We start from the raw sequence: 24,440 nt of genomic DNA, 5'->3' as shown, positions 1-24,440 counted from the left end.
TCTCCCCATTCCCCATTCCCCATTCCCCATTTCCCATTCCCCATTCCCCATTCCCCATTCCCCATTCCCCATTCCCCATTCCCCATTCCCCATTTAATTTAAAACCTGCCATTTCCCTGAACAATGTGCTTAACAGTGGTCAAAGTTTCCAGGCTGATAAATCCTCGCCGATGACCTTTTTGGTTAGACATGCCGAGAAACACTGAATCTCCCCGCGAGGGGTTGCGGGAAAAACGCGGGGAAGTATTGATGTAGGTAGAGGCGCTGTTAACTCCTAAAGCAAACTGCCGGCTTTCTTGGTAAGATTCAGTAACGATAGAGTCGGCATGACCACTGCTGTATTCATTAATCCAAGCGATCGCACCCTCTAAGCTATCCACCAGTTTAAAAGCTACTGTCTTAGTGAAATAAGGGTTTCCCCATTCGCTCTCCTTCACCAGCTGTAACTGGGGAAAGGCTTGTACTAGTTCCGCGTCCCCTTTAATTTCAAAGCCTTTTTCCATCAAGCTGTTCCACAGAACTGCTAAGGATGATGGCAAGGCTTGACGATGAATGAGTACCTTTTCAATCGCATTAACTTGATCCGGTTCACTTTGATGGCTATCAAGAATCATCCAGCGGATCATTTCTAAGCTGCTATTCAATGACCAGTAAAGGTAACAGTTACCCATCACTGACTTTAAGACTGGGCAAGTTGACTGTCGCACTACCTGCTGTATCAAGCTAGTACGTCCGTAGGGAATAACTAGATTTACGTATTGGTCTTGGGTGACTAAATCCCGAATGGAAGCACCACCTTCGGCTGCGATCAGTTCTAGACAACCTGGCGGGAGTCCAACTTCTGCGATCGCATTTTGCATTGCCTCAGCGATGGCGGCGTTGGAATGGCTAGCTTCAGTACTGCCTTTGAGAATTATACTATTGCCAGTTTTGATGCAAAAACCTGCTGCGATCGCTCCTAAATCAGGAAAGGCTTCATAAATAAATCCAATCACTCCCAAAGGCATTAATTGGGTGTAACTTTGGGAATCTCCTAGTTGATAATCAGCAGTTCTAACGCGCCGCAACGGGTCTGATAATTCCCCCAACCGTTGTAGAATGTCTACTGTCATCTCTAGCCTTGTGGGAGTCAGCTTTAGCCAGTCTAATATCAACTCTGGCACTGCCATTTCTCGACTAGCTTCTAAATCCAAGGTATTGGCTTCTAGAATGTCGTCAAATGAGCGCTCAAGGGCTTGTGCCATCGCCAATACTGCACGACTTCGGTCTGCTCCCCTTGTGAGTCCCAACTTTAGGGAAGCTTGATAGGCTCGTTGGGCGCTAGTAATTGGTTCGGGGTGGTCATCTAAAACTTCAACAGTCATTGAGTTAACGTCTGTAGGTAAGCCAGACCATTAATGCTGGCAGAATAGCTAATAGCACCGCCACCATTGCCCAAGCAATAATGCTGGAACCATTTGCTAATCGCAGTGCTAACGGCAGCCATATAATCACTAGCACGAAAATAATGCCAAGTGCTATAGGCAGATAGCTTTCTCCCAAGCGGGGATGGACAACATGCCAACTATTTCCCATCCAACGCCAAGCCCGTTTGTAGGGATAGGTGGTAGAAAGTTGTTCTAGGACATGACCATTATCTTCTACTACAAAGATTTGCTGACAGCGATCGCAACCAAATGCTTCTGTCAACGTAATCGGAATTAACTGACCCCGACGACGACAGGGACAGGGGTATTCAGCATTGAAATCTATTTTTTCGGGTTTTTGAGATTGCACAAGCGTTCTAGTAACTTGAGCGTGTTTTACACGAACTACAACAATATAATCCTTTGGTAAATGCAATAGAAGCTTCTGCTACTAGAGATTACTCTCTTTATATACATGAATGGGCAATGTTTAAATCGCCAAGATTACAAACAGTAGATGCAGCAGACTCTAAGTGTCCTAATTTTCATATTAGTACGGAGTTTTCAATTTGTAGTCTTTCCCCGGATCTGACAATCTTATGTGAACTACCTACACTGAATTGGAGTACCAATTTCAGTGTTGGCTTCTGTGATCACAGGGGAGTGCCTAAACTTAGACTTTCGCCCAAGAGTAGGACTTATCTCTCCTCCTACAGCAGAGACGGCTGAACCTTCCGCCTTTAGTATTCTGAACCTATCTATGAAATTCATGAAAGTTGGGAACGATTCACACGAATACAGCGCGAATCGCTAAAGACTGAATGCACCCTAAAAACACTAAACCTCTTGAAGTTAAAACTATCAAGAGGTTTTAGTTGGAAGCGGGTGACGCGATTCGAACGCGCGACATTCACCTTGGCAAGGTGACGCTCTACCACTGAGCCACACCCGCAATCGATTGCCATATACAAATATCTCAGATTTATCCCTTATTGTCAACCCCTTTATTTAGTTTTGAGTGCCGAGTTTTTTAACTCATAACTCAGCACTCATAACTCAGCACTCATTTAGCCAAGTTCTTCTGACTCGGCCGTTAAATTGCCGATGGTGGCACTTTGAAACGAGGCTGGCAAAGACTGGCTGTTACGAGAATATGGCTCTGCTAGATTAGAACGCAGTTGCCGCATCAGGCTTGCCATTTCTAGGGCATTTAGGGCATAATCCCAACCATGATTACCTTTGATGCCGGCTCGTTCTAAGGCTTGCTGCATAGTGTCTACTGTCAAAATGCCAAAAATTACTGGCACTCCAGTTTGAAAGCTAGCGGCGGCAATGCCTTTAGAAACTTCGGCGGATACATAATCAAAATGGGGTGTTTGCCCGCGAATGACTGCACCTAGACAAATTACAGCATCATAACGATGGGAAAGTGCTAGTTGGCGAGCTACTAAAGGTACCTCAAAACTTCCCGGAACCCAAACATAATCCACCTGATTACCTTGGGGGTTAGGATCAACACCGTGGCGTTTCAAGCAATCTTGACATCCCTCTAGCAGCTTTCCGGTAACAAGGTCATTGAATCGACCAATCACCACTGCAAACCGCAAAGGCTCCGTTTGGGTAAAAGTTCCCTCGAAAACTGCCATGACTGCCTCTTAATCAACTATAGTTCTGGCCAATATACATTTCTTATTTAAATGTAGAGGAGCAGGAAAGCACGGTTAGAAAAAAGGAAATCGGAAAAAATTTCTTCTTTTCTCCTTTGCTCAAAGACCATTGGCTTTTCTGCCCCTCTAGTTCTTATATTATGTGCCTGCGCCAGAGCGAAGCGGTCGCCTACACGACAAAAAAGTTTAACAAACCAACTAAAAATACCAAACCAATCCAGACACCAGAGCCAACCCAGATCAGTTTTTTAGATTCACCCCAACTTTGGGGAGTTGCATAAGCAACTGGAACACCCACAACCAGGATAAAAGACAATAGGACTAGACCTATCAAGGCAAATTGGAATATTATGGTCATTTTTGCTTCTCCCAATACAGCGAAATACTAAGGATAGAATATCCTAAAGGGCGACGTTGACACTTTCTTATTATTTTTAAGCTAGCAGAAATTGCAACATTTTAGTCATTTGTCCTTTGTCTAAGTGCCGATGACTAATGACTCTTAATACTTAACTATGGATTTAATTCTTTGCCACACAACCGCAGATTTTGACGCACTAGGAGCAGCAGTAGGGTTAACGCGCCTACTACCGGGAAGTAAGATTGTGCTGACTGGTGGTTCTCACCCTACTGTACGGGACTTTTTAGCATTGCATCGGGATGAATATCCGCTAATTGAACGCCGTTCGGTGAATCCTGAAAAAATTCGCTCTCTGACTGTGGTGGATACGCAAATGCGCGATCGCTTGGGTAAAGCTGCTGAGTGGTTAGATTTACCTCATCTTGGGGAAATTATAGTTTATGACCATCACTTAGGACAAGAGTCAGATATTGCCGCGACGCGATCGCATATTTCTTCAGTCGGAGCTACCACAACTTTAATTGTGGAGAAATTACAACAACAGCAAATTTCCCCGAGTCCTACCGAAGCGACTGTCATGGCTTTAGGTATTCACGTTGACACTGGCTCCTTGACCTTTGCCCAGTCCACACCACGGGATGCCTTAGCTTTGGCTTGGTTGATGCAACAAGGTGCGAGTTTATCGGTAATTTCTACCTACCGAGATCCTGGTTTGTCTTTGCAATTGCAGCAACTATTAACTGAGGCGTTAGAAAGTTTAGAGTATATTTGCTTACGTGGATATACTATAGCTTGGGTAACTTTAAAAACAGATGCTTTTGTCCCAGGATTATCAAGTTTGGCTTCAGAACTCGTAGAATTAACCGAAATTGATGCCATACTGCTGGCTAATGAGTATCTTTTGAGTAAAAGTGATTCACGCTTAACTATAATTGGGCGATCGCAAATTCCCAAAACAAATCTTAATCTATTATTCCAACCTTTAGGAGGCGGCGGTCATTCGCAAGCCGCATCACTAAATCTAAGAGGAGTTGATTCACAAGCAATCTTAAAACAACTCCTTGATGGGGTAAAAGCGCAAATTCCCCATCCCCCCACTGCGAGAGATTTGATGTCCTCTCCTGTCCGCACGATTCTGCCTGAAACCACAATTGCCGAAGCACAGCGCATTTTGTTGCGCTATGGACACTCTGGTTTATCTGTAGTCGATACTCAAGGGCAACTAGTAGGTATTATTTCGCGCCGGGATATTGATATTGCCTTGCATCATGGATTTAGTCATGCGCCAGTCAAGGGCTACATGACAAGAAATCTGAAAACGATTACACCAGATACAACACTGCCACAAATTGAGTCCCTGATGGTGACTTATGATATCGGGCGCTTACCAGTATTGGAAAATGAGCAGTTAGTTGGTATCGTCACCCGTACTGATGTCTTGCGGGAATTACATCAAGAAAGGGATGAAAGCGGAGAAGGGGGAGAGGAGGAGAAACGGAAAAGTAATATTAATCTCCCGCAATTGCAAAATAAACTTGCTCCTCAGTTATGGCAATTACTCACCATCGCATCGCAAGAAGCAGAAAAACGGGGTTGGCATCTTTATCTTGTCGGGGGTGCGGTGCGGGATTTGCTGTTAGATGAGGCAGCAGGTAGCTTGATGATTAAAGATATTGACCTAGTAGTTGATGGCTTTCACAAATCAGCAGATGTTGGCGCTGGTGTGGAACTAGCAAAAGCACTCCAACAACTTTATCCTGCGGCACGTTTAGAAATCCACGGGGCTTTTCAAACTGCTGCTTTGTTGTGGCACAAAGACCCAGAATTAGATTCTCTTTGGGTAGATATTGCCACCGCTAGGACAGAGTTTTATCCTTACCCGGCGGCGAATCCAGAAGTTGAGGCGAGTTCGATTCGTCAAGACTTATATCGTCGAGATTTTACCATTAATGCGATCGCTTTGCGCCTCACCTCTCCCCGCTCTGGTGAATTACTCGATTTCTTTGGCGGTTTACTAGATTTACAAGCCAAGCAAATTCGGGTTTTACACGCCAACAGCTTTATCGAAGATCCCACCCGCATTTATCGCGGCGTGCGCTTTGCCGTGCGCTTCGGGTTTCAGATAGAACCGCAAACTGAAGAGTTTATCCGCTATGCCATCAACAGTGGTGTTTACGATCGCACTGCTCAAGAGAATACCAAAACTCCAGCCCTACAAACTCGACTGAAAACAGAATTAAAACACATTCTAGAAGCCACCTACTGGAAATCAGCTTTGCAGTTACTCGATAACTTAGGGGCATTGCAATGTATTCATCCTACCCTCAAACTAGATGAGTCACTCCTGCGGCAATTACGTTTGTTAGAACGTTGTTTGCGGGGATTTGATGCTGAACAAACCCTCATTCACTGGCAAATCCGTTTAGAAGCATTAATCGCCCACCTAGCACCTGAATATCGGGTGAAAGTAGCACAAAATTTGCAATTACAAGAGGATAGTATTGTTAAGTTGAAAAACTTAACTCAAAGCTATAGTAAAGTGGTACAATATTTACCCACTTTTCAACGCCCCAGTCAAATAGTGCAGTTGTTGCGACAGTACGACTTAGCAATGCTGATTTTAATTGCTTTGCAAAGTCCGCGAGAAATTAGACATCAAATTTGGGAATATTTAACAGTTTGGGCGAATGTGCAGCCTCTTTTAAATGGCAATGATTTAAAGAAACTTGGTTACAAAACAGGGCCACAGTATCGGCAAATATTAGATGATGTAGTTGCTGCTACGTTGGATAGAGTGATTAAAGATAGGACTGAAGCTGAGGAGTTTTTAGCACAACACTATCCTAAATGAAAATGAATTAGTGGAGCGATCGCGTTAATCTAAATTGTATCTGGATCGATATTTAACTCCCGCAATTTTGCTGCCAAACGTTCTGCCTTTTGTTCTGCTTGTTCTGCCTTTTGTTCTGCTTGTTCTGCCGTTTCTTCAGGTGTTGGTACTAGTTGAGCATCTCGTGTAAAAAACCGCAATAGTCCCTGATAAACTCCCAGATATAAATCTAGCTGATGACTCCATAAATGCCCTTGCTCATTTGCTTGTAGAGGTTGATATCCTCCATCTACTAAATGAAATCCTGCAAATTCTAGCGTGTAAGGGTCAAACCAAAAATAATCAAGCGTGCGGAAAGTATCTTGATAAATTCTTTTCTTTAAATCTTTGTCAGTATTAGCTGTTGAGTCAGACAGAATTTCTACAATTACATTTGGATATTTACCATCTTCTTCCCAGACTACCCAACTTTTACGGGTTTTGCGTTCAGTTCCCAGCACTACAAAAAAGTCTGGCCCCCGGAAGTGTTCTGATTTTCGTTGACGTGGACTGTAGTAGATAGTCAGGTTTCCAGCAGCATAGAAATCATTTCTGTCTCGCCACAGCCATTCCAGACATGTCAATAGTAGAATTATTTGCCGTAGATGCAGTTCGCTTTCCAAAGGAGGTTCGTCACTATATAGATCGCTAGGGGGAAATATAACATCTTGGGAGATGCCTTTTTGAGAATCTAATTCTTGAGCTATGGTCATAGAATGGATACGGCATCAAATCGTTATGGGTTTATTTTAGCAGTTTTGTAAATGGCGATCGCGCGTAGCTAATCGTCTATTTTTAGGGTACAGGTAAATCGTCAAATTCAGGCTTTATCATCTCAAAACAAATTTCATAAAAAAATCTATCCTGAATATCTTACCTCTGCGTTCTCTGCGCCTCTGCGGTTAAAAATCTTTATTTCCCACCGAGAACGAGCGATCGCTACCCTTCCGAAATACCTTCATGCTACACTGTAGTTAATATCAAACCTCATCACAACTCCAACGAGATAACTGAAATGAAGTAGTACCAAACACCTGTTGCACCAAAGCAACAAATGTCAACCAAGAATAAACACAAGTAGTTTGACAGGGTTACTTCACATAGTCATGTATTAAGAATATTGTCATCATTCGTATCTACATTTAACCGCTTGACAAGTATCTGCGGCTAAATCTTTTGTATCTAAACCCGTAAATGTTGTGAACACGCGGGTAGAAGTTTGCGAATTGAGGTTTGAGAATAATGCAGAAAAAATCAATATTATTAGCTGAGAATTTAGCCTACGAACTCAGCTTAGATAGAACTTTATTTCAAAAAATCCAGGTGAGTATTGAGGCGGGCGATCGCATTGCTTTGGTTGGTCGCAACGGGGTAGGAAAATCAACTCTCTTAAAGATACTTGCAAGTCAAATCAGCCCCAGCATCGGTTCTGTTTGGCGTAATGGTGTTGTCTACTATTTGCCACAAATCAGCACTATCAGACAAGAAATTACAGCAGATACAGTACTTGAATTTTTAATTTCTATCTCAGATGAATGGTGGAATATTGAGGAAATTCTACAAACACAATTCCACACAATACTTGACTTATCTTTACCAATTACTAACTTGAGTGGTGGAGAACTTACAAAACTATTTCTGGCGATTGGTTTATATCAACAGCCTAACTTGCTGTTGCTGGATGAGCCAACCAACCATATAGATTTGCAAGCCTTAGAAAGCTTAAGGCAATTTCTACAAAATTTCACTGGCGCGTTTGTGATTGTCTCACATAAACCTTTTTTCCTAGACCAAGTGACAGATGTTACTTGGGAACTGACACCTGATGGTTTGAAAGTATATGGAGGTAATTTTTCTCGGTATCGAGAACAGAAAGAAATCGAGTTAGAGGTAGCATTGCGATCGCACGAAGTCGCTAGAAAGGAATTCAAACGTACCCAAGCCACTGCTATCCAAGAACAGCAACGCGCAGCCCAATCTAGCCGCAACGGTCGCGCCAAGTTTCTGAATGGTAGTATTGATAGAATGGCAGCAGGACTGATTAAAACCAAAGCTGAGATGTCTACCGGAACTGCGAAAAAGAAACATGAGGTTGCAGTAGCCAAGGCTAATCAAAAGGTTGCAGAGACAAAGGTCAAAACGACGAAAGTCACAAGTATTCAACTAGAGGAAAAAAATCAAAAGCGCCGAAATCTAATTAATATCCAGGGTGCAAATCTGAGGATATCAGAACGTCTGTTGATTCAAAATATTCAACTGCATGTCTCCTCTGGCGATCGCATTTCCATTATCGGCGCAAACGGTTCTGGTAAATCGAGTCTGGTAAAGGCTATTTTGGGAATGGAAAACCAAACAGCAGTTTTGGAGTCAGGTGAGGTTTTGCTTGCACCAGCGATGAAAGCTGTATATCTCGATCAAGCCTACAAATTGGTAAATCGCCAATGCACAATTCTGGAAAATATGCAAGCTGCCAATCCAAGCCTCTGCTATCAGCTTTTGCGTCAACAGTTGGGACACTTTCTCTTTAAATATGATGACGTTCAGAAAAGCGCGTCTGTGTTGAGTGGAGGTGAATTGGCAAGATTAGCGATCGCAATAATCAGTATCTCAGAAATCGATATTCTCATCCTTGATGAGCCAACTAATAACCTTGATATTGAAACTGTTGAACAAATGGTAGTAGGGATCAATGACTATCAAGGAGCTATTTGGGTAATTTCCCACGATCTAGATTTCCTCAGCCGAATTAATATTACCCAAAGTTTCAAATTGAAAGAGCAAGCCTTGCAAATGACAACCTATTTACCCAGTACACCAGAGCAATATTATCGAGAATTACTCGAAATCTATTAGCCCCAGTCGCTGTAGCTCTCGCTTGCGTGTCCGTAAACTTTGCGAATTCTATTCACTAAGGCTGAAAGTCGCCCATTGCGCCACATAAATCTCTCGCTCTACAGCAGAAGCCGTAAAGCATACAGGCAAGTTATAATTCTCTTGCGGATCAACGTAACAAAAATTTATGAGTAACCCACTAGTACAAGCTTTTTTCGTAGGCAGAGCAGTAGCCGAAGTAGTTAATGAGCGTTTAGAGGTCGCCTTGACCGATGCTTTGAGCGATCTAGGCAAATTTGATGCTGAAGCTAGAGAACAGTTGCGCCAGTTTACAGAAGAAGTCCTAGAACGGGCAAATCGGTCAGCAGAATCAGCTAATTCTGGTCAAGCTACTACAGGTAGTGGACAAGCCACTTCTGATTCAGGTGACTTGCAAGCAGATATTGATGAATTACGAGCAGAAATTGCCCTGTTAAGAACAGAATTGCAACATTATCGCCGAACTTCTGCATAAATTTAGTTATTAGTCATTGGTCATTGGTCAAAAATTATTTACAAATGACAAATGACAAATGACAAATGACAAATGACAAATGACAAATGACACTTAAGAAAAAACAGTTTAGGAATCAGAGTGTCTTTTCTTTCAAATGATTCGGTTGCAAACCAACGGTACACAAAGGATATGGAACAAGGTTATTCAGAGAAGGCATACCGTTGGAATCGGGAAAAATACTCTAGCAGACGGCGTTTTGTGGACATTTGGTCTTTTGTCTTGACCTTATTGTTCAAACTTTGGCTATACAACAAATCTTGGAGTTATCCGGGTGGCGTGACTGAGGTAAAGCAAGCTGCAAGACGCAAAACCCAAGCGGTTTGGATTCGCACTACCCTGCTGGATTTAGGCCCAACCTTCATCAAAGTTGGGCAACTATTTTCTACCCGTGCTGATATCTTTCCTGGTGAATATGTAGAAGAACTAGCCAAATTACAAGACAAAGTACCGGCATTTAGCTATGAGCAAGTAGAAGCGACCATTGAGAAAGAATTAGGCAAAAAAATTCCTGAACTATTCCATAATTTTGAACCGATTCCTTTAGCTGCTGCTAGCTTGGGGCAAGTACACAAAGCTGTGCTGCATAGTGGAGAATCGGTTGTTGTGAAAGTGCAACGTCCTGGATTAAAAAAGTTATTTGAAATAGATTTACAAATTCTCAAGGGAATTACCCGCTACTTTCAAAACCATCCCAAATGGGGACGGGGAAGAGATTGGTTAGGTATTTACGAAGAATGTTGTCGCATTCTTTGGGAAGAAATTGATTATCTTAACGAAGGTCGTAACGCCGATACTTTTCGCCGGAACTTTCGCGGCTACGATTGGGTGAATGTCCCAAGAGTATACTGGCGTTACGCTAGTTCCAGAGTACTAACTTTAGAATATCTCCCTGGAATTAAAATTAGCCAATACGAAGCTTTAGAAGCAGCCGGTTTGGATCGAAAGTTGATTGCTCGTCAAGGCGCTCAAGCCTACTTACTACAATTACTCAATAGTGGCTTTTTCCACGCCGATCCTCACCCAGGGAATATTGCCATTAGTGCAAGTGGCGCTCTAATATTCTACGATTTCGGCATGATGGGGCGGATTAAATCCAACGTGCGCGAAGGACTGATGCAAACACTGTTTGGTATCGCTCAAAAAGATGGCGATCGCGTTGTCCAATCTCTGATTGATTTAGGTGCGATCGCCCCAACCGATGACATCGGCCCAGTCCGGCGTTCCGTCCAGTACATGCTGGATCATTTCATGGATAAGCCCTTTGAAAATCAGTCAGTGGCAGCAATTAGTGACGACCTTTATGAAATAGCTTATAATCAGCCATTTAGATTTCCAGCAACCTTCACCTTTGTGATGCGAGCCTTTTCTACTCTAGAAGGAGTAGGCAAAGGTTTAGATCCAGAGTTTAACTTTATGGAAGTTGCCAAACCTTATGCAATGCAGCTTATGACCGATATGAATGGTTCTGAGGGGAATAGCTTTATTAACGAATTAAGTCGTCAAGCGGCTCAGGTAAGTAGTACTGCCTTTGGGCTACCACGCAGGTTAGAGGATACGTTAGAGAAGCTAGAACGGGGAGACATGCGCCTCCGCGTTCGGTCTATAGAAACTGAACGGCTATTGCGGCGGCAAAGCAGTATTCAGCTTTCAATGAGCTATGCTCTGTTAATTAGTGGTTTCACACTTTCAGCTACGATCTTAGTGGTTGGCAATCATGGATGGTGGGCACTCCTGCCTGGGTTAATTGCACTAGGGATTTCAGCGATCCTGATCAGACTAATTTTACGCCTTGACCGTTACGATCGTATGCATTAATTATTGCAAAAAAAATTTATGAAACTTCATTTCACGGGTTTTAGCGATCCGGGACTTATTCGTTCTAATAATCAAGATGCTTACTATGTCGACCCAGAAGGGCGATTTTTCATTGTCGCCGATGGAATGGGTGGTCATGCGGGAGGTGAAGAAGCAAGTCGCATAGCCACCGAAGAAATTCAGGCGTATTTGGTAGCAAATTGGGAATCTTCTAAATCTTCTCAAGAATTGCTAGAGCAAGCTTTGTGGGGTGCTAATGAAGCGATTTTGCAGGATCAGCAAAATCATCCCGAACGCGCCGACATGGGTACAACAGTTGTAGCAGTAATTTTTCGCGCCCCAGAATCGCCCTGGTGCGCTCATGTTGGCGATTCGCGGCTGTATCGCTTCCGAGAGTCCCAATTAGAACAGGTAACAGAAGACCATACTTGGGTAGCACGAGCAATCAAAATCGGTGACATCACCTTTGATGAAGCCCGATCCCATCCTTTTCGTCATGTATTATCGCGCTGTTTAGGGCGTGAAGACTTGCATCAGGTTGATGTGCAACCACTAGATGTAAAACTTGGCGATCGCTTGCTGTTATGTAGTGATGGTCTCACAGAAGAACTCGTTGAACAGAAGATTGCTAGCTGCCTCCAAGACGCACCTTGGCTTGATAAAGCCGCCATCTCTCTAATTGAGGCTGCTAAGGAGCATGGAGGGCACGATAACATCACAGTTGTCATCGTCTCACTCGAATAAATAGTCATTAGTCGATACTTACTAACCTTAGACAAATGACAAATCTGGTAGATATACTCAGTAATTTGTTCAGTGTGAGCATTTTTAGTTTTTACAATTTGATACAAATATTTTTAGCCTCCAAAGTGACCTAATGAGGCTAAATTTGCATAAAACTGGTAAATTGACATCTTGCACGTAATAAGGTATAGCGACTATAATTCACGCTTATTACCATTCATTCCCCAACCTCCTAAAAATTCCTAGCTTCCAAAGCTTCCTCCATATTGCGGGAGACAGCATCTTAGTTTTTCTCAAACAGCGAAACTATTGGATTCGGGGCAAAATCTGCTTATCTCCTCAAAAGAGACCTATGCAAAGCAGAAAGGAGTAAAAGAGGTAATTATATCTACCTTCGTCCAGATAGAGCCTATTTTCCGGAATCTGGCTCGGCTGACTTGGGTGGTATATCAGTAGGATTAGGTGCAAGACATCATATCAAAAAAATCCACACTCAGGATGTGGGCAATCTTGTCAAACAATTGTTATCTTCCTTAATACAGAGGAACAAATGTTAGACAAATACAAGTCCAATTATTATCCCATTTGGACTTCTGCAAGCGATATCAACTTTACACGTTGTTTTTTCGGAGTTAACTATGAACCAACCCATGAAACTATCCTTGGAACAGCAATTCAGTATCTGCTCATTTGCCACTCAAGTACAGAATATGAGCCACGACCAAGCCAAAGACTTTTTGGTAAAGCTCTACGAGCAAATGGTAGTGCGCGAGGCCACTTACCAGGAGCTTCTTAAGCACCAGTGGGGCTTAGATTCCGGTTCCACTATGGCATAGAGTCGTTCTACTGTCGCAGTGGGCGACCTCCTTCTCTTGCTTGGTTCCAAGGAGGAAAAGAGCTGGGGATGTCGGGGCGTCAACTTCGATAAACAATTCTACAAAAGCGGCACAAAATTTTAATTCACAAAATCAACTAAGAACTAGTAAAGTTTTCGATGGTAAATCTGCTGGAGTCTAGACCTTACTTTGGCTTTGCAGGATAAACTTACTGTTCTATCTAGCCAAACTCCTATATTGTCTCTTTCGTCTAGTTTGAGAGTTGCACCTGCGTAAATTACAATTTCCTGAAATGTAGTACACAAGAATATTTTAGAGAGAACTTTTAATCAGCCCTGATTTAGCAGCCTCGTTATTTCACTCTTTATACATATAACTAGAACTTACATCTTTATATATATTTTGTTTATAAAAGTTTACATTCTTTGAGTTACCACCCTTCAGTTACATATAAGACATGTAATATTGAAAATTATTCTTAGCTGGAAAGATCGTATGGAGAATCTGTATCAATGCTTTCTAGTTTTGCCAGAATTTGAGGCTTAATTTTTTCATACTCGTTTTTCAATAAGCTTTTACTCATTTGCGGGTCGGCAGACGACATCAACCTATTGCTTATTGCAACCCACTCTTGCAGTCGTTGACGCTGGGCAGAAGCAACGCTGGAAAGTAAGATATGGGTACAGCGATTTGGTGTTTCTCGCGCAAAGAACAACAGACGGTAGTAACCTGTGTGCTGTAGTAACCGGGCAATTTCTTGACCAAGACTGGTTTTGAGATCGAGGTAGTAGGGCAACCATTTAGCACCATACTTGTGGTTGTAGATAACAGTAATCCATAGCAGCATGGGATGAGGAATAGAGATGAAAAGAAATTGGTTATAGCGGGTACAGAGTAAGCGCTTTTGAATTTCTTCTTGTGGTAACATCACCCACAGCGCGGGTAAAACCTCGCCATTGGTGTGAATGGACTGAGGAAACACAATATCGGCAATTGGTTTATTTTGGGGCCAGGAAATGGCACGAGCGATTTCATCGTTTGACAACGATACCCGCAAATCAGCTTTAGTCTTCTGTTCAAGCTCAGGACTAGCCGTCGTCGTAGCAGGAATTAGGGCGTGGCTATCTTGCTTAATTTTGCGGGCATACTCAGGCTTTTCTAGAGATGCTAGAATTTTGAGGATTTCGGTGATACTTTGGGGGCGATCGCGTGCTCCCTTAGCTAGACAACTCATCACCAAATTTTCAATTTCTTTTGGTAATTCTAATCCGGGTACAGCCTCAGTAAAAGAACGGGGTTTTTGATAGTGATGTGTTTTATACCATGCTCCAAAAGAGTGAGTTGGTGCCACCAGTGGCATTTTGCCTGTGAGCATCTCAAACATCATCACGCCCAAACTATAAATATCAGCACGGTTGTCTAATTCTTTACCCTCCATCTGTTCGGGAGAAGAATAAGCCAATGTCCCCAAATAGAATTTTGTATGGTCACCATCTGACTGTAATAACTTAGCAATACCAAAATCTAGAACCTTGACCAATTCTCCGAAACTGGGATCTTGAATCACTAGCATATTGCTTGGCTTGACATCCCGATGGATAATTGGGCAAATTGCGCCATCAACTGGTATGCCATCATGAGCGCACTGTAACCCCAGGCTGAGTTGACGCGCCATACTCAGGAATCTTGGTAAAGGCAGTCGTTGCTTGCGAATAATATTGTTCAGGCTTTGTCCTTGTAAGTATTCCATGACGTAGAACGGCGTGTTATTGTCATCTACGCCATAGTCCATGACTCGGACAATATGGATACTCTTTTGCCCTAGTAAAGCACAGGTTTTTGCTTCTCGCTCAAAGCGGTCTTGCAATCGCATCTTTTCATTTTGGATTGATAGAGCGAGAAATTTAACCGCAACAGGTACACCTCCCAACAAAGTATCTTTAGCACGATAAACCCGACCCATTGCTCCAGTACCAATTAACTCCTGGAGTTGGTAGCGTTTGCTGAGTAAGCGACCAATGTTGGGGTCTGACATAGAGAATTTGAATCCAAAAGCAGGTTGTAAGTGTTTGCGAGGAAAAGTGTATTGAAACTGATATCTGAATTATTACGCCCAGAAATGACTTTCTAGATGAGTACCACAAACTATAAATCGGAGTTAAAAAGGCAAAAAGCCGATTATATTAGTAAGCTTTCTGACGATTTTAAATCGTTGCTCTATTTACGCGGTGCTGTACTAGCTTTTTTCAATCCTCTCAAGGAGGACTGAAACCATGCTCTGACAGTTTGCAAGCGAGACGGTTATTACAGCTGGTGCAACATACCAGATCGAACAAACAGAAAGGGTAGATTTATAATGACGCTTGTACCATTTTGCACTTTAATTGTGGTGTAGTCTTAGTTTGCCCAATTTTGAGTAGATAGATAACTCTAGGATCTGCCAAAAACCTTCATTAGGGACAGGAGTAGCCCTGTTATGGTGACAAATAGCCGGATAATAAAGCTATGCGATCGCAACCAGTAAAGTGGAGAGGGTTGGTAAATGCTGGCTGTAGCCCTTTCAAGGTTGGTAATAATGTTGCTCAACTAATCTATTTTTAAACTCTTACCTCTATGTTCTCAGCGTCTGGGGTGGTTAAATAATTACTTGTAAACTGCTTCAGACGCTGAGAACACAAGGAAAAAAAGATATTTTTGGAGTCATCTTGAAAAGGCTAGTCTTAAGGGAGTGCCACACTCACTACAGAGTTCTGATAACTTGTTTTGTAGGTAGAGATAATTACAAATACTTATTGCACGATCTGGTTTTTAACTTTGAGTTTCATTCTGTTACGTAAAGATATACTGTTGCGATCCAAGGTTGATACTATTTAATTGGAATTTTTTCGTTTTCTCTGGAGATTGTAAGAAATATCAAAAACTGATTTATTGCCCATTACATAGTATTCAATTCGACGTTTGATAATCTTGTTAAATCGAGAGATGAAATCAGAAAAAAAGTAAGGATTTTTCATCATTTCTGTTAATGCCGTTAACCATTTTCCTTGCTTGATAGGCACTACAACTTGAAAGTAAGTTAAATTTTTCTTAACAACTGCAAGATTATAAGACAAAGCACGTATTAAAGCTGGATTTTTTTTCACAGCTTCTTGTTGCATGAAACAATTACTCGCTACACAGTATTGATTCAGACGTGATAATATGCTTTGACGGACAAGAGAAATAGAGCGTGAACGGTAGAAATAATAAGGTTTTGGCACAATAAAAAAACGAGCGCCATTGATTAGGCATTTCATATCGAACCAATAGTCTTCAGCTATGCTGACAGTTTCATCGTACATAATGCCGTGCTTAACTAAAAATTCTCGTTTGAATATAGGCTTGGTTAAACCAAGACTCGACCCGGCTTGTCCATAGACATTAGTTTCCACAAAATAAACGGGATCGATTTGGAGAATTTTATCTATATGTTCTCCACTTTCTTGAATCAATGTACTCCAAGGAGATGTTGCACCATCTTGGATTAAATAAAGATCGTCAGCAATCATGTCTGCATTTGTTTCCTCTGCCAGCAACACAAGCTTTTCTAATCTTTCCGGCTCATACCAGTCATCTGAATCAAGAATAGCAATCCATTCTCCTTGGGCTGCTGTGAGGGCACGATTACGCGCAGCTGAAACCCCCAAATTTTCTTGATTAACTATTACTTTGAGACGTGGGTCAGAAAAACTTTTAGCGACTTTTACAGTTTGATCGCTTGAACCATCATCGACCACGATCACTTCAATATCATTGAGCGTTTGCTCTAAGGCTGACTCTATTGCCTTCGCAATATATTCTTCAGTATTGTAAGCAGGGATAATGACAGAGACTTTAGGATTCATAAAACTGAACTCCAGACTACACAGCTACGTAAAAATACTATAATTCTGACGATAATTTGAAAACTTCTCTTTATACTATACAACTCAGGAGGTCAGTGAGAATAAACGATGACTCTTTAAGGTCAGGCATGAGACATTGAAGGTTGGGAAAAGCAGTGCATTAAAAGTTACAGCAGTTTGCAAATGAGTGAGCTACAAAATGTATGACGCAAAATTCAGATATAAATAATTCCTATCTTCTCCCAAGGGGAGACGCTAAAACCCGCATTTCTCACAAGCTTTAAGCGAAGAAGTTGCAGAGGGGCAGAGGAGCGGAGGAGCAGAGGGGAAAGAAATTGCACAATATCTCACCTCTGCTCCCCTGCTCCCCGGCACAAGCGCAGGCTTTGAGAGATGTGGTGAGAAATCCGGGTAAAAGCGATCTGCCTCCAGCAAGAACTGCTTCATAATCCATAGCTTTGTACTTCATAAAAAAGGAAACTTTTGTATTTTATCGAAAGGCTGCCAACCTAATAACAGTAAGCCTACACTGTTATTAGGTTGACTGACGCTCTAAGCTAACTTCCATTGTGTTAGTTAAAAAATGACCAGCTAAGATACCACTACTGAGATAATATCTATCTTCTGAAATCCGGTGTAGGGTTTCAAAGCCACTACGACGCTGACGATCGCCTAGTACCCAGTAACGCTGCACAATAGTATCTAAACCAATCCAGCCTTCACCTTCAACTTGTCCCCAAATATTATGTTGTAGTAAAAAAGTATACTGGCGCTCCCCCTCATGCAATCGTCCTTTGTATTGTAGAGAGATTTCCGAGCGATCGCTACCAGGAAATATCAGCTTAGTGGCCATAGTGAACCAGTTATCTCGATTCCAAGCTACCAAGGTCATACCCTTGACGCTGATTGGCATACCATTCCGTTCCAGCCAATTTCCTTGCATTGCCCAGCGTCCTGGTTCCAATAAAAAAGTATGAGCCACTTATATATTCCCTGTCTCGATCGAGTGCCGCCAAGACTATAGTTATAGCAGTGCTGTTAGCGGTAGCGAGGCGTTTAGCCCGGACTGAGTGAAGAATAAAGAAATTTTTTATTGTTCCTGTCTCACAACTCAGGACTGACTTTGGTGAATTTCTCCCAAAAGCACTTCTTTTGGTGCGCCAGTAGCAGTAGGTAAGTTGCCGGGAATGCCCAAATGCCGCCAGTAGGCTAAAACTGCAAAGGCGATCGCTTCTTTAAAATCTGCACTCAAACCAACTTCATCTGTAGTCAATACTGGGATTGATGCCAACAACAACTCTAATCGACGTTTCAAATAGAGATTGCGACTACCACCGCCACATAATAGTACACGTTGTGGCATTTCCGGCAAAAAAGTACGGTAACTATGAACAATTGAAGCAGCTGTCAGTTCGGTCAGAGTTGCCAGTATGTCAGCAGCATTGAGTTGGTATACTTGGGCATCTTTTAAACATTGATGCAGGTAAGTCACACCAAATAATTCTCGACCAGTAGATTTTGGCGGTGGTAGATGAAAATACTCTTGGTTGAGCCATTGTTCTACTAAAGGATGACAAGGAGTACCACTTGCTGCCCAATTGCCATTTTCATCGTAAGTTTTAGCACCAGCGCTTAAATACTCCACCGCCAGATCCAACAGACTATTTCCTGGGCCAGTATCCCAAGCGCGAATTTTTGAGAGCCAGTCGCCATGCTGAGGTGGAATATAAGCTACATTACCAATGCCACCAATATTTTGAATACAACGCCCTTCTTCAGGATGACTGAGCAAATAGGCATCTACTCTGGGCACGAGAGGCGCACCATGACCACCAATAGCGATATCAGCAACGCGGAAGTTACTCACAGTTGTAATGCCGGTAAGATAGGCAATTAATTCGCCCCGCCCTAGTTGGAGACTATAACCCAAAGGAGTGCTAAGTTCTGAGTGAGAAGTGAGCATTTCTCTCCCCCTGCTCCCCTGCTCCCATGCTCCTTCTTTGGGTGGTCGATGATAAACCGTCTGACCGTGGGAGCCAATGAGAGTGGCTGGCTGATGACCAATTTGAATCTTTTGGGCGGCTTGGGCGAAGACTTGGGCGATCGCATCATCTATTTCTGCCAATTCTGCTATTGAGATGGCAGCACCTGCACCAACTGCCAATATTCTTTCTCTGAGTTCGGCTGGATAAGGATATGTGAACCCAGCTAGCAACTCAAGTTTTAGATCCAATTCTGTACCGGAAATCTCTACCAACGCCGCGTCTATGCCATCTACAGATGTGCCACTAATTAAACCGATAACGCGAGTAGGGACAGCAACTTCTTCAGTCGGATGCATTGCTCAAGATTTTGTTGTTGATTGCAAGAGGTAGTTTAATTCATGCTACTACCGATGTCAAAAAAAATTAAGGTGGCATAGTTGACTGGAGAAAGACGAATTGTTAGGGAAGGGGTGAGAGGCAAGCGACAGCTACCTGTCAAAGAACGTAGTATTCCCTTGAATTAGAAAGAAGAATTACATTTGATTGAAATCAGAGTAATTCTAGTGTGATGGAATGTATTAGAACTATTTTGATGTATTGTCAAAATTGATGTGGACGATTGTTATACAGCAGTTTTATTTTGCTTGAAGTACAAAGCTACAGGTTTGGAGGCAGGAGATAGAAACTCTTTATCTCTGATGAGTTAACCCAGCATTTTATTGCAAGCTAATGTAAAAAAATTGTGAAGCTCATCATACAGCAAAATGCAGGTTATTTAATTACCTTAAAGAAGAACCAAGATAATCTTGAGCGTGAGCTTTAAAAACTATTCAGCCAAGGGATAAGTACAGGTTTTAAAGAGATGGGATAGCACAATGCCTCATCTCTTCTTGACCTATAACCATAAAAATGTAAACTACCTGCAAATCATAAAATGGCACTTTTTATAAATAAAGCTTGTTTACAACTTAGCACTGATAACTTCGCACTCTCTACATAAAGCGATAGACATCACAGAAAATAGTATCAGTGATTATCCTCTAAATAAGATCCGAGAACTTACATTTTGATCTGCGTATAATCAAATTTAAAAATTAGTAATCCCTCTGATGTTGGAATCTAGAAGCACATCGCAAAATGAGGCTAAGAACACGAAAGATAAAAAACAAAAAGGATTGTAAAATGAAAAGTCTTTTAATGAAATCCGCGATTGCTTCTGGTATTGTTTTGTCCTTAGCTACTCTTAGCCGCCCTGCAATGGCTTCATCTTTTGCGATATCAATAGAAAACGCAGGTGTACAAACTGCAAATTCTTCAAATCTTGTTAATGCTCATGTAGATACTTTTGATGGACAAACAGCAGGTTACAGTGCAACAGGCTTTCAATGGAAGGATGGAGCAACAACTATTGGTTCTTATAATAACGGTCTAATCAACAATGCAAACCAATATGGTGGTGCTGGTGGATCGGGTAAATATTTTGATGTAGATACGAATAACGGTAGTAAGCAAACGGTTTCCACCCTTAGTTTAACAAGCCCACAAAGTTATTTTGGACTTTGGTGGTCTGCGGGAGATGCTAGCAACGTACTTACATTTCTTTCACAAGGTCAGACTGTTTTTTCTATGACCACTGCTGATGTGGTCAATTATATCGCAGGGTTATCAAATAAAGCCAGCTACTACGGTAATCCTAATTCGGCATTCCAAAATCAGGATTCTGGAGAACCCTTTGCATTCATCAACTTCTACGATGTTGGCGGAACTTTCGATCAAGTTCAATTCACCAATATTGGCGGAACTGGTTTTGAATCAGATAATCACACAGTTGCTGCTGGCTACAAGAGTATCACTGGTGATGTAGTTACAGCAGCAGTTCCTGAGTCTTCTTCTGTATTAGGAGTTTTTGTAATTGGTTTTGTGGGTGCTACTTCAGTTATGACTCGTCGAGTCAAGAAAAAATCAGTTTTGCAATTGTCATAAGTGTAGGGGCTCACATTAAGAGCCTTCTGCACTTCTGATGATAATTAAAGGAATGTCACTCTCAAGCGATACCTGCGGTGGGCTACGCCTACGCCACTTTAATAGCACTGCTTTAAAGTAATCTTATTAAAGATACTAATTGTAGCTCAGTAAGATTTGTCTGATTTTCTCTATGCCTTGCTCCCAGGTTCCACTTCGCGTAGTCTGCCTATGCCAGGACTTCAGAAGTTACATCGAAAAGTCAATATTTAATACAAGTTAGGGCGAGTTTACTTAAGTAAACTCGCCCAATTGTTTTGCGATTTATTTTATGAGCAGTCACTTTACACCGCTTAGAGAATGCCCGAATTGGCTTCTGCTTCAGCTTACAGGCTTAACTTGGGATAGCGCCGATCCTCAAGCCCAGGTTTTAAGAATCGATATGATAGGAAAGTAGATAAAATTTAAAAAATATTTATCGAATGGTGCTTCAATCATCTGGCTTGTCCAAGGTCAAAGACTCATTAACACAAAAAATCTTCTTGGGTAATGAACCCAATGCGGAATTAATTGCAATTCTCACCGTTTACTTTGTCCAAGGAATTTTAGGGCTATCGCGTCTAGCCGTGAGCTTTTTCCTCAAAGATGAACTGCTGTTGAGTCCAGTCCAGGTGTCGGCGTTATTGGGAATTGTTTTCCTACCTTGGATGATTAAGCCGGTGTTTGGTTTTATCTCTGATGGCTTGCCTATATTTGGTTATCGTCGTCGTCCCTACTTGATTTTATCCGGGATATTGGGAACTGCTTCCTGGATGAGTCTGGCCACAATAGTTCATACTAGCTGGACAGCTACATTAGCGATCGCTCTTGGTTCTCTCTCCGTCGCCATGAGTGACGTAATAGTTGACTCGCTGGTTGTGGAACGCGTCAGAGATGAATCCCAAGCAAAAGCTGGTTCACTACAATCTCTATGTTGGGGTGCTTCTGCGATCGGAGGTTTAATAACAGCATACTTTAGCGGTCTGCTGCTCCAATACTTTACTACCCGGACTGTCTTTGGAATTACCGCTTTATTCCCCCTCATTGTCTCAGGAGTAGCTTGGTTAATTTCTGAGTCCCCCATTAGCAAAGATCGAGATGTTGAAAATGGTAATCACACCAACCCTTTACCAATCAAACATCAACTCAAGCAGCTACGCCAAGCCATTACCCAAAAAACAATTTGGCTACCAACGGCGTTTGTCTTCATTTGGCAAGCTACCCCAAATGCTGAATCAGCCTTTTTCTACTTCTCTACCAACGAATTACACTTTGAACCAGAATTTTTAGGGCGGGTAAACTTGGTGACAAGTTTCGCTTCTTTAGCAGGTGTTTGGATTTTTCAACGTTTCCTCAAAAGCATCCCTTTTCGCGTGATTTTTGCTTGGAGTACCGTCCTTTCGTCACTTTTAGGGATGACGACGCTGTTGTTAGTGACTCATACAAACAGACTCTTAGGTATAGATGACCACTGGTTTAGTTTGGGTGATAGTCTTATTCTCACTGTGATGGGTAAAATTACCTTTATGCCAGTGATGGTTCTAGCAGCAAGGCTTTGTCCCTCTGGTGTGGAAGCAACCTTGTTTGCCTTGTTAATGTCAATATTTAATTCAGCAGGAACGGTTTCCCAAGCATTGGGGGCATTAATCACCTATTGGCTGGGGATTACTGCAACGAACTTTGAGTCACTTTGGCTATTGGTGCTAATTACTAACCTCAGCACGCTGTTACCCTTACCATTTATTAACTGGCTACCTGCTGCTGAAGAGCAAGCTGAGATGTCTAAAGATGGGGAACAAGAGTTTTTACCAGATTTAATGTCTGAGTTGGTATTGAGAGAACCAGAGTCGAAAATAGTGGAATAGTGTCATAAATCTCATGCAAAGTCGAATTAGTATGCTGCCTCTGCGTTGCAGCAAAGTTGCGATGGAATTCTTTTTAGCGACTAAATATTTTTGTACAAGGTAACAATAAAAAACAAAATACATGCATTTGAAAAGTCAAGAAAGCCCAGTTACAGAAAAATCCTACACTCGTGCAGATTGGCAAGGAGGATATCAATCTCTCACCCAAGAATTTGATTATTGGATTGATGATATAGAAGGACAAATTCCCAGAGAATTACAAGGTACGCTGTTTAGAAATGGCCCCGGTTTGCTGGATGTGAATGGGCAACATCTTCATCACCCCTTTGATGGGGATGGGATGATTAGCAAAATTACCTTTACTAATGATCGGGCCCATTTTCGCAACCGCTTTGTTCGCACAAGTGGCTATTTGGCAGAGCAAAAGGCGGGAAAAATTCTCTATCGCGGTACTTTTGGTACTCAAAAACCCGGCGGTTGGCTAGCTAATATCTTTGACTTCAAACTCAAAAATATAGCCAACACAAATGTTATCTATTGGGGTGGAAAATTGCTAGCGCTGTGGGAAGCTGCCGAACCATATCGCCTCGATCCCTACACTCTTGAAACCTTGGGTAATGAATATTTTAATGGTGCTTTGTCAGCAAGTGAAGCTTTCGCTGCTCATCCCCGTTTAGAAAATAGTTGTGAGCAAGATGGGGGTAAACCTTGCCTGGTAAATTTCTCGATTAAGCCGGGATTATCTACCACAATTACTATTTTTGAGTTAAACCCAGCAGGTGAAATTGTCAGACAGCAAGCTCATCAGGTTCCTGGTTTCTGCTTCATTCACGATTTTGTGATTACTCCTAATTACTGCATCTTCTTTCAAAATCCTGTCACCTTTAATCCCATACCTTTCGCCTTGGGAATACGAGCGGCGGGAGAATGTATCAAATTTCAGCAAAATCAGCCAACTCAAATTTTAATTATTCCCCGCTTCCCCAAAAAAGGGCAAGAAGAGATAAAAATTCTGGAAACTCAGTCGGGTTTCGTCTTCCACCACGTTAATGCTTTTGAGGTAGGAGAGGAAGTTTTGATTGATTCCATCTGCTACCAATATTTACCAGAAGTGGAACCTAAAAGCGATTTTCGAGAAGTTGATTTTGAGGCATCTTCACCTGGACAACTTTGGCGATTTTGTCTGAATTTAAAAGATGGGACAGTCCGACGGGAATTAATCGATAGTCGCTGTTGTGAATTTCCCAGCATCCATCCGGCGAATGTGGGAAATTCTTATCGATATCTATATATAGGTGCGGCTGATGCAGAGAGTGGTAATGCTCCCTTACAAGCTTTGCTGAAAATTGATTTAGAGTCAGGAGAAAGACAATTTTGGAGTGCTGCACCCCGTGGTTTTGTCGGTGAACCAATTTTTGTCCCACGTCCAGATTCTGAAAAGGAAGATGATGGTTGGGTATTCGCTTTGGTTTATGATGCTACCCATCACCGCTCAGATTTAGTAATTTTGGATGCTAGTGATTTTTCTAAAGGAGCGATCGCACGGCTACATCTCAAACATCATATCCCCTATGGTTTGCATGGAAGCTTTACTTCTGAGGTTTTTGAGGAAATTTAAT

18 protein-coding genes, 1 tRNA gene and 1 pseudogene are annotated in these 24,440 nt (G+C 42.1%); 9 read left to right on the top strand and 11 right to left on the bottom strand.

All coding sequences use genetic code 11. The annotated features are described in order from the left end of the window. Positions 1 to 98 precede the first annotated feature (98 nt). The 6 genes and pseudogenes from V7K55_RS05930 to psbZ form a co-directional block, all read right to left on the bottom strand. Positions 99 to 1,364, bottom strand: a complete 1,266-nt coding sequence (locus V7K55_RS05930; RefSeq protein WP_334829147.1) for a glutamate-5-semialdehyde dehydrogenase — start codon at positions 1,362 to 1,364, stop codon at positions 99 to 101. 4 nt (positions 1,365 to 1,368) lie between these two features. Next, positions 1,369 to 1,776, bottom strand: a complete 408-nt coding sequence (locus V7K55_RS05925; protein WP_041565838.1) for a hypothetical protein — start codon at positions 1,774 to 1,776, stop codon at positions 1,369 to 1,371. A gap of 236 nt (positions 1,777 to 2,012) precedes the next feature. Next, a pseudogene (locus V7K55_RS05920) lies at positions 2,013 to 2,156 on the bottom strand (RNA-guided endonuclease TnpB family protein); the annotation flags it as partial. A gap of 130 nt (positions 2,157 to 2,286) precedes the next feature. Further along, positions 2,287 to 2,358, bottom strand: a tRNA-Gly gene (locus V7K55_RS05915). Between the two features lie 115 nt (positions 2,359 to 2,473). After that, positions 2,474 to 3,052, bottom strand: coding sequence for a 6,7-dimethyl-8-ribityllumazine synthase (ribH, locus tag V7K55_RS05910; protein WP_334829145.1), 579 nt, complete (start codon positions 3,050 to 3,052; stop codon positions 2,474 to 2,476). Between the two features lie 190 nt (positions 3,053 to 3,242). After that, positions 3,243 to 3,431: a photosystem II reaction center protein PsbZ gene (psbZ, locus tag V7K55_RS05905; protein WP_094346523.1), complete on the bottom strand. Its 189-nt coding sequence runs from the start codon at positions 3,429 to 3,431 to the stop codon at positions 3,243 to 3,245. Positions 3,432 to 3,588: 157 nt separating this feature from the next. On the opposite strand from psbZ, the gene V7K55_RS05900 reads away from it, so the two are divergent. Further along, complete coding sequence (locus V7K55_RS05900) at positions 3,589 to 6,285, top strand: CBS domain-containing protein (protein WP_334829143.1); 2,697 nt, start codon at positions 3,589 to 3,591, stop codon at positions 6,283 to 6,285. Between the two features lie 29 nt (positions 6,286 to 6,314). On the opposite strand, the gene V7K55_RS05895 is transcribed toward V7K55_RS05900, so the two are convergent. Next, entirely contained in the window at positions 6,315 to 7,016 is a 702-nt protein-coding gene (locus tag V7K55_RS05895) for a Uma2 family endonuclease (RefSeq protein ID WP_334829141.1), read from the bottom strand. Between the two features lie 529 nt (positions 7,017 to 7,545). Here V7K55_RS05895 and abc-f point away from each other — a divergent pair. The 5 genes from abc-f (at position 7,546) to V7K55_RS05870 (ending at position 13,086) form a co-directional block, all read left to right on the top strand. After that, on the top strand, positions 7,546 to 9,156 hold the full coding sequence (gene abc-f / locus V7K55_RS05890; RefSeq protein ID WP_334829139.1) for a ribosomal protection-like ABC-F family protein: 1,611 nt from the start codon (positions 7,546 to 7,548) through the stop codon (positions 9,154 to 9,156). Between the two features lie 166 nt (positions 9,157 to 9,322). Continuing rightward, entirely contained in the window at positions 9,323 to 9,649 is a 327-nt protein-coding gene (locus tag V7K55_RS05885) for a DUF6825 family protein (protein WP_334829137.1), read from the top strand. A 171-nt stretch (positions 9,650 to 9,820) separates the two neighbouring features. Further along, positions 9,821 to 11,506 carry an ABC1 kinase family protein gene (locus tag V7K55_RS05880; RefSeq protein ID WP_334829156.1) on the top strand — a complete coding sequence of 562 codons (1,686 nt, stop codon included), beginning with the start codon at positions 9,821 to 9,823 and terminating at the stop codon, positions 11,504 to 11,506. A gap of 18 nt (positions 11,507 to 11,524) precedes the next feature. Beyond that, the gene (locus V7K55_RS05875) at positions 11,525 to 12,250 is read left to right on the top strand and encodes a Stp1/IreP family PP2C-type Ser/Thr phosphatase (protein WP_334829135.1); all 726 of its coding nucleotides are present in this window, start codon (positions 11,525 to 11,527) and stop codon (positions 12,248 to 12,250) included. A 638-nt stretch (positions 12,251 to 12,888) separates the two neighbouring features. Next, the gene (locus tag V7K55_RS05870; protein WP_041565841.1) at positions 12,889 to 13,086 is read left to right on the top strand and encodes an NblA/ycf18 family protein; all 198 of its coding nucleotides are present in this window, start codon (positions 12,889 to 12,891) and stop codon (positions 13,084 to 13,086) included. A gap of 478 nt (positions 13,087 to 13,564) precedes the next feature. On the opposite strand, the gene V7K55_RS05865 is transcribed toward V7K55_RS05870, so the two are convergent. The 4 genes from V7K55_RS05865 to V7K55_RS05850 form a co-directional block, all read right to left on the bottom strand. Continuing rightward, positions 13,565 to 15,121 carry a serine/threonine-protein kinase gene (locus V7K55_RS05865; RefSeq protein WP_334829133.1) on the bottom strand — a complete coding sequence of 519 codons (1,557 nt, stop codon included), beginning with the start codon at positions 15,119 to 15,121 and terminating at the stop codon, positions 13,565 to 13,567. 835 nt (positions 15,122 to 15,956) lie between these two features. Continuing rightward, positions 15,957 to 16,970 (bottom strand): glycosyltransferase family 2 protein, encoded by a 1,014-nt coding sequence (locus V7K55_RS05860; RefSeq protein ID WP_334829131.1) that lies wholly within the window; start codon positions 16,968 to 16,970, stop codon positions 15,957 to 15,959. Between the two features lie 535 nt (positions 16,971 to 17,505). Then, a complete protein-coding gene (locus tag V7K55_RS05855) occupies positions 17,506 to 17,952 on the bottom strand; it encodes a hypothetical protein (protein WP_094342294.1) in 447 nt (148 codons plus the stop codon). A gap of 129 nt (positions 17,953 to 18,081) precedes the next feature. Further along, positions 18,082 to 19,311 carry an anhydro-N-acetylmuramic acid kinase gene (locus V7K55_RS05850; protein WP_334829128.1) on the bottom strand — a complete coding sequence of 410 codons (1,230 nt, stop codon included), beginning with the start codon at positions 19,309 to 19,311 and terminating at the stop codon, positions 18,082 to 18,084. A gap of 841 nt (positions 19,312 to 20,152) precedes the next feature. Here V7K55_RS05850 and V7K55_RS05845 point away from each other — a divergent pair. The 3 genes from V7K55_RS05845 (at position 20,153) to V7K55_RS05835 (ending at position 24,439) form a co-directional block, all read left to right on the top strand. Further along, complete coding sequence (locus V7K55_RS05845) at positions 20,153 to 20,938, top strand: Npun_F0296 family exosortase-dependent surface protein (RefSeq protein WP_334829126.1); 786 nt, start codon at positions 20,153 to 20,155, stop codon at positions 20,936 to 20,938. A gap of 461 nt (positions 20,939 to 21,399) precedes the next feature. Then, positions 21,400 to 22,821, top strand: coding sequence for a folate/biopterin family MFS transporter (locus tag V7K55_RS05840; protein WP_334829125.1), 1,422 nt, complete (start codon positions 21,400 to 21,402; stop codon positions 22,819 to 22,821). A 121-nt stretch (positions 22,822 to 22,942) separates the two neighbouring features. Further along, on the top strand, positions 22,943 to 24,439 hold the full coding sequence (locus V7K55_RS05835) for a carotenoid oxygenase family protein (protein ID WP_334829122.1): 1,497 nt from the start codon (positions 22,943 to 22,945) through the stop codon (positions 24,437 to 24,439). Position 24,440: the final 1 nt, after the last annotated feature.

This window comes from Nostoc sp., assembly GCF_036919895.1.
GTDB lineage: Bacteria > Cyanobacteriota > Cyanobacteriia > Cyanobacteriales > Nostocaceae > Nostoc.
This window is presented reverse-complemented; position numbering and strand designations above follow the sequence as displayed.

What these genes read in the sequence shown, in the direction of transcription:
- V7K55_RS05930 (WP_334829147.1), bottom strand. Translation starts at nt 1,364, where the DNA reads ATGACTGTTGAAGTTTTAGATGACCACCCCGAACCAATTACTAGCGCC.
- ribH (WP_334829145.1), bottom strand. Translation starts at nt 3,052, where the DNA reads ATGGCAGTTTTCGAGGGAACTTTTACCCAAACGGAGCCTTTGCGGTTT.
- psbZ (WP_094346523.1), bottom strand. Translation starts at nt 3,431, where the DNA reads ATGACCATAATATTCCAATTTGCCTTGATAGGTCTAGTCCTATTGTCT.
- V7K55_RS05900 (WP_334829143.1), top strand. Translation starts at nt 3,589, where the DNA reads ATGGATTTAATTCTTTGCCACACAACCGCAGATTTTGACGCACTAGGA.
- V7K55_RS05895 (WP_334829141.1), bottom strand. Translation starts at nt 7,016, where the DNA reads ATGACCATAGCTCAAGAATTAGATTCTCAAAAAGGCATCTCCCAAGAT.
- abc-f (WP_334829139.1), top strand. Translation starts at nt 7,546, where the DNA reads ATGCAGAAAAAATCAATATTATTAGCTGAGAATTTAGCCTACGAACTC.
- V7K55_RS05885 (WP_334829137.1), top strand. Translation starts at nt 9,323, where the DNA reads ATGAGTAACCCACTAGTACAAGCTTTTTTCGTAGGCAGAGCAGTAGCC.
- V7K55_RS05880 (WP_334829156.1), top strand. Translation starts at nt 9,821, where the DNA reads ATGGAACAAGGTTATTCAGAGAAGGCATACCGTTGGAATCGGGAAAAA.
- V7K55_RS05875 (WP_334829135.1), top strand. Translation starts at nt 11,525, where the DNA reads ATGAAACTTCATTTCACGGGTTTTAGCGATCCGGGACTTATTCGTTCT.
- V7K55_RS05870 (WP_041565841.1), top strand. Translation starts at nt 12,889, where the DNA reads ATGAACCAACCCATGAAACTATCCTTGGAACAGCAATTCAGTATCTGC.
- V7K55_RS05865 (WP_334829133.1), bottom strand. Translation starts at nt 15,121, where the DNA reads ATGTCAGACCCCAACATTGGTCGCTTACTCAGCAAACGCTACCAACTC.
- V7K55_RS05860 (WP_334829131.1), bottom strand. Translation starts at nt 16,970, where the DNA reads ATGAATCCTAAAGTCTCTGTCATTATCCCTGCTTACAATACTGAAGAA.
- V7K55_RS05850 (WP_334829128.1), bottom strand. Translation starts at nt 19,311, where the DNA reads ATGCATCCGACTGAAGAAGTTGCTGTCCCTACTCGCGTTATCGGTTTA.
- V7K55_RS05845 (WP_334829126.1), top strand. Translation starts at nt 20,153, where the DNA reads ATGAAATCCGCGATTGCTTCTGGTATTGTTTTGTCCTTAGCTACTCTT.
- V7K55_RS05840 (WP_334829125.1), top strand. Translation starts at nt 21,400, where the DNA reads ATGGTGCTTCAATCATCTGGCTTGTCCAAGGTCAAAGACTCATTAACA.
- V7K55_RS05835 (WP_334829122.1), top strand. Translation starts at nt 22,943, where the DNA reads ATGCATTTGAAAAGTCAAGAAAGCCCAGTTACAGAAAAATCCTACACT.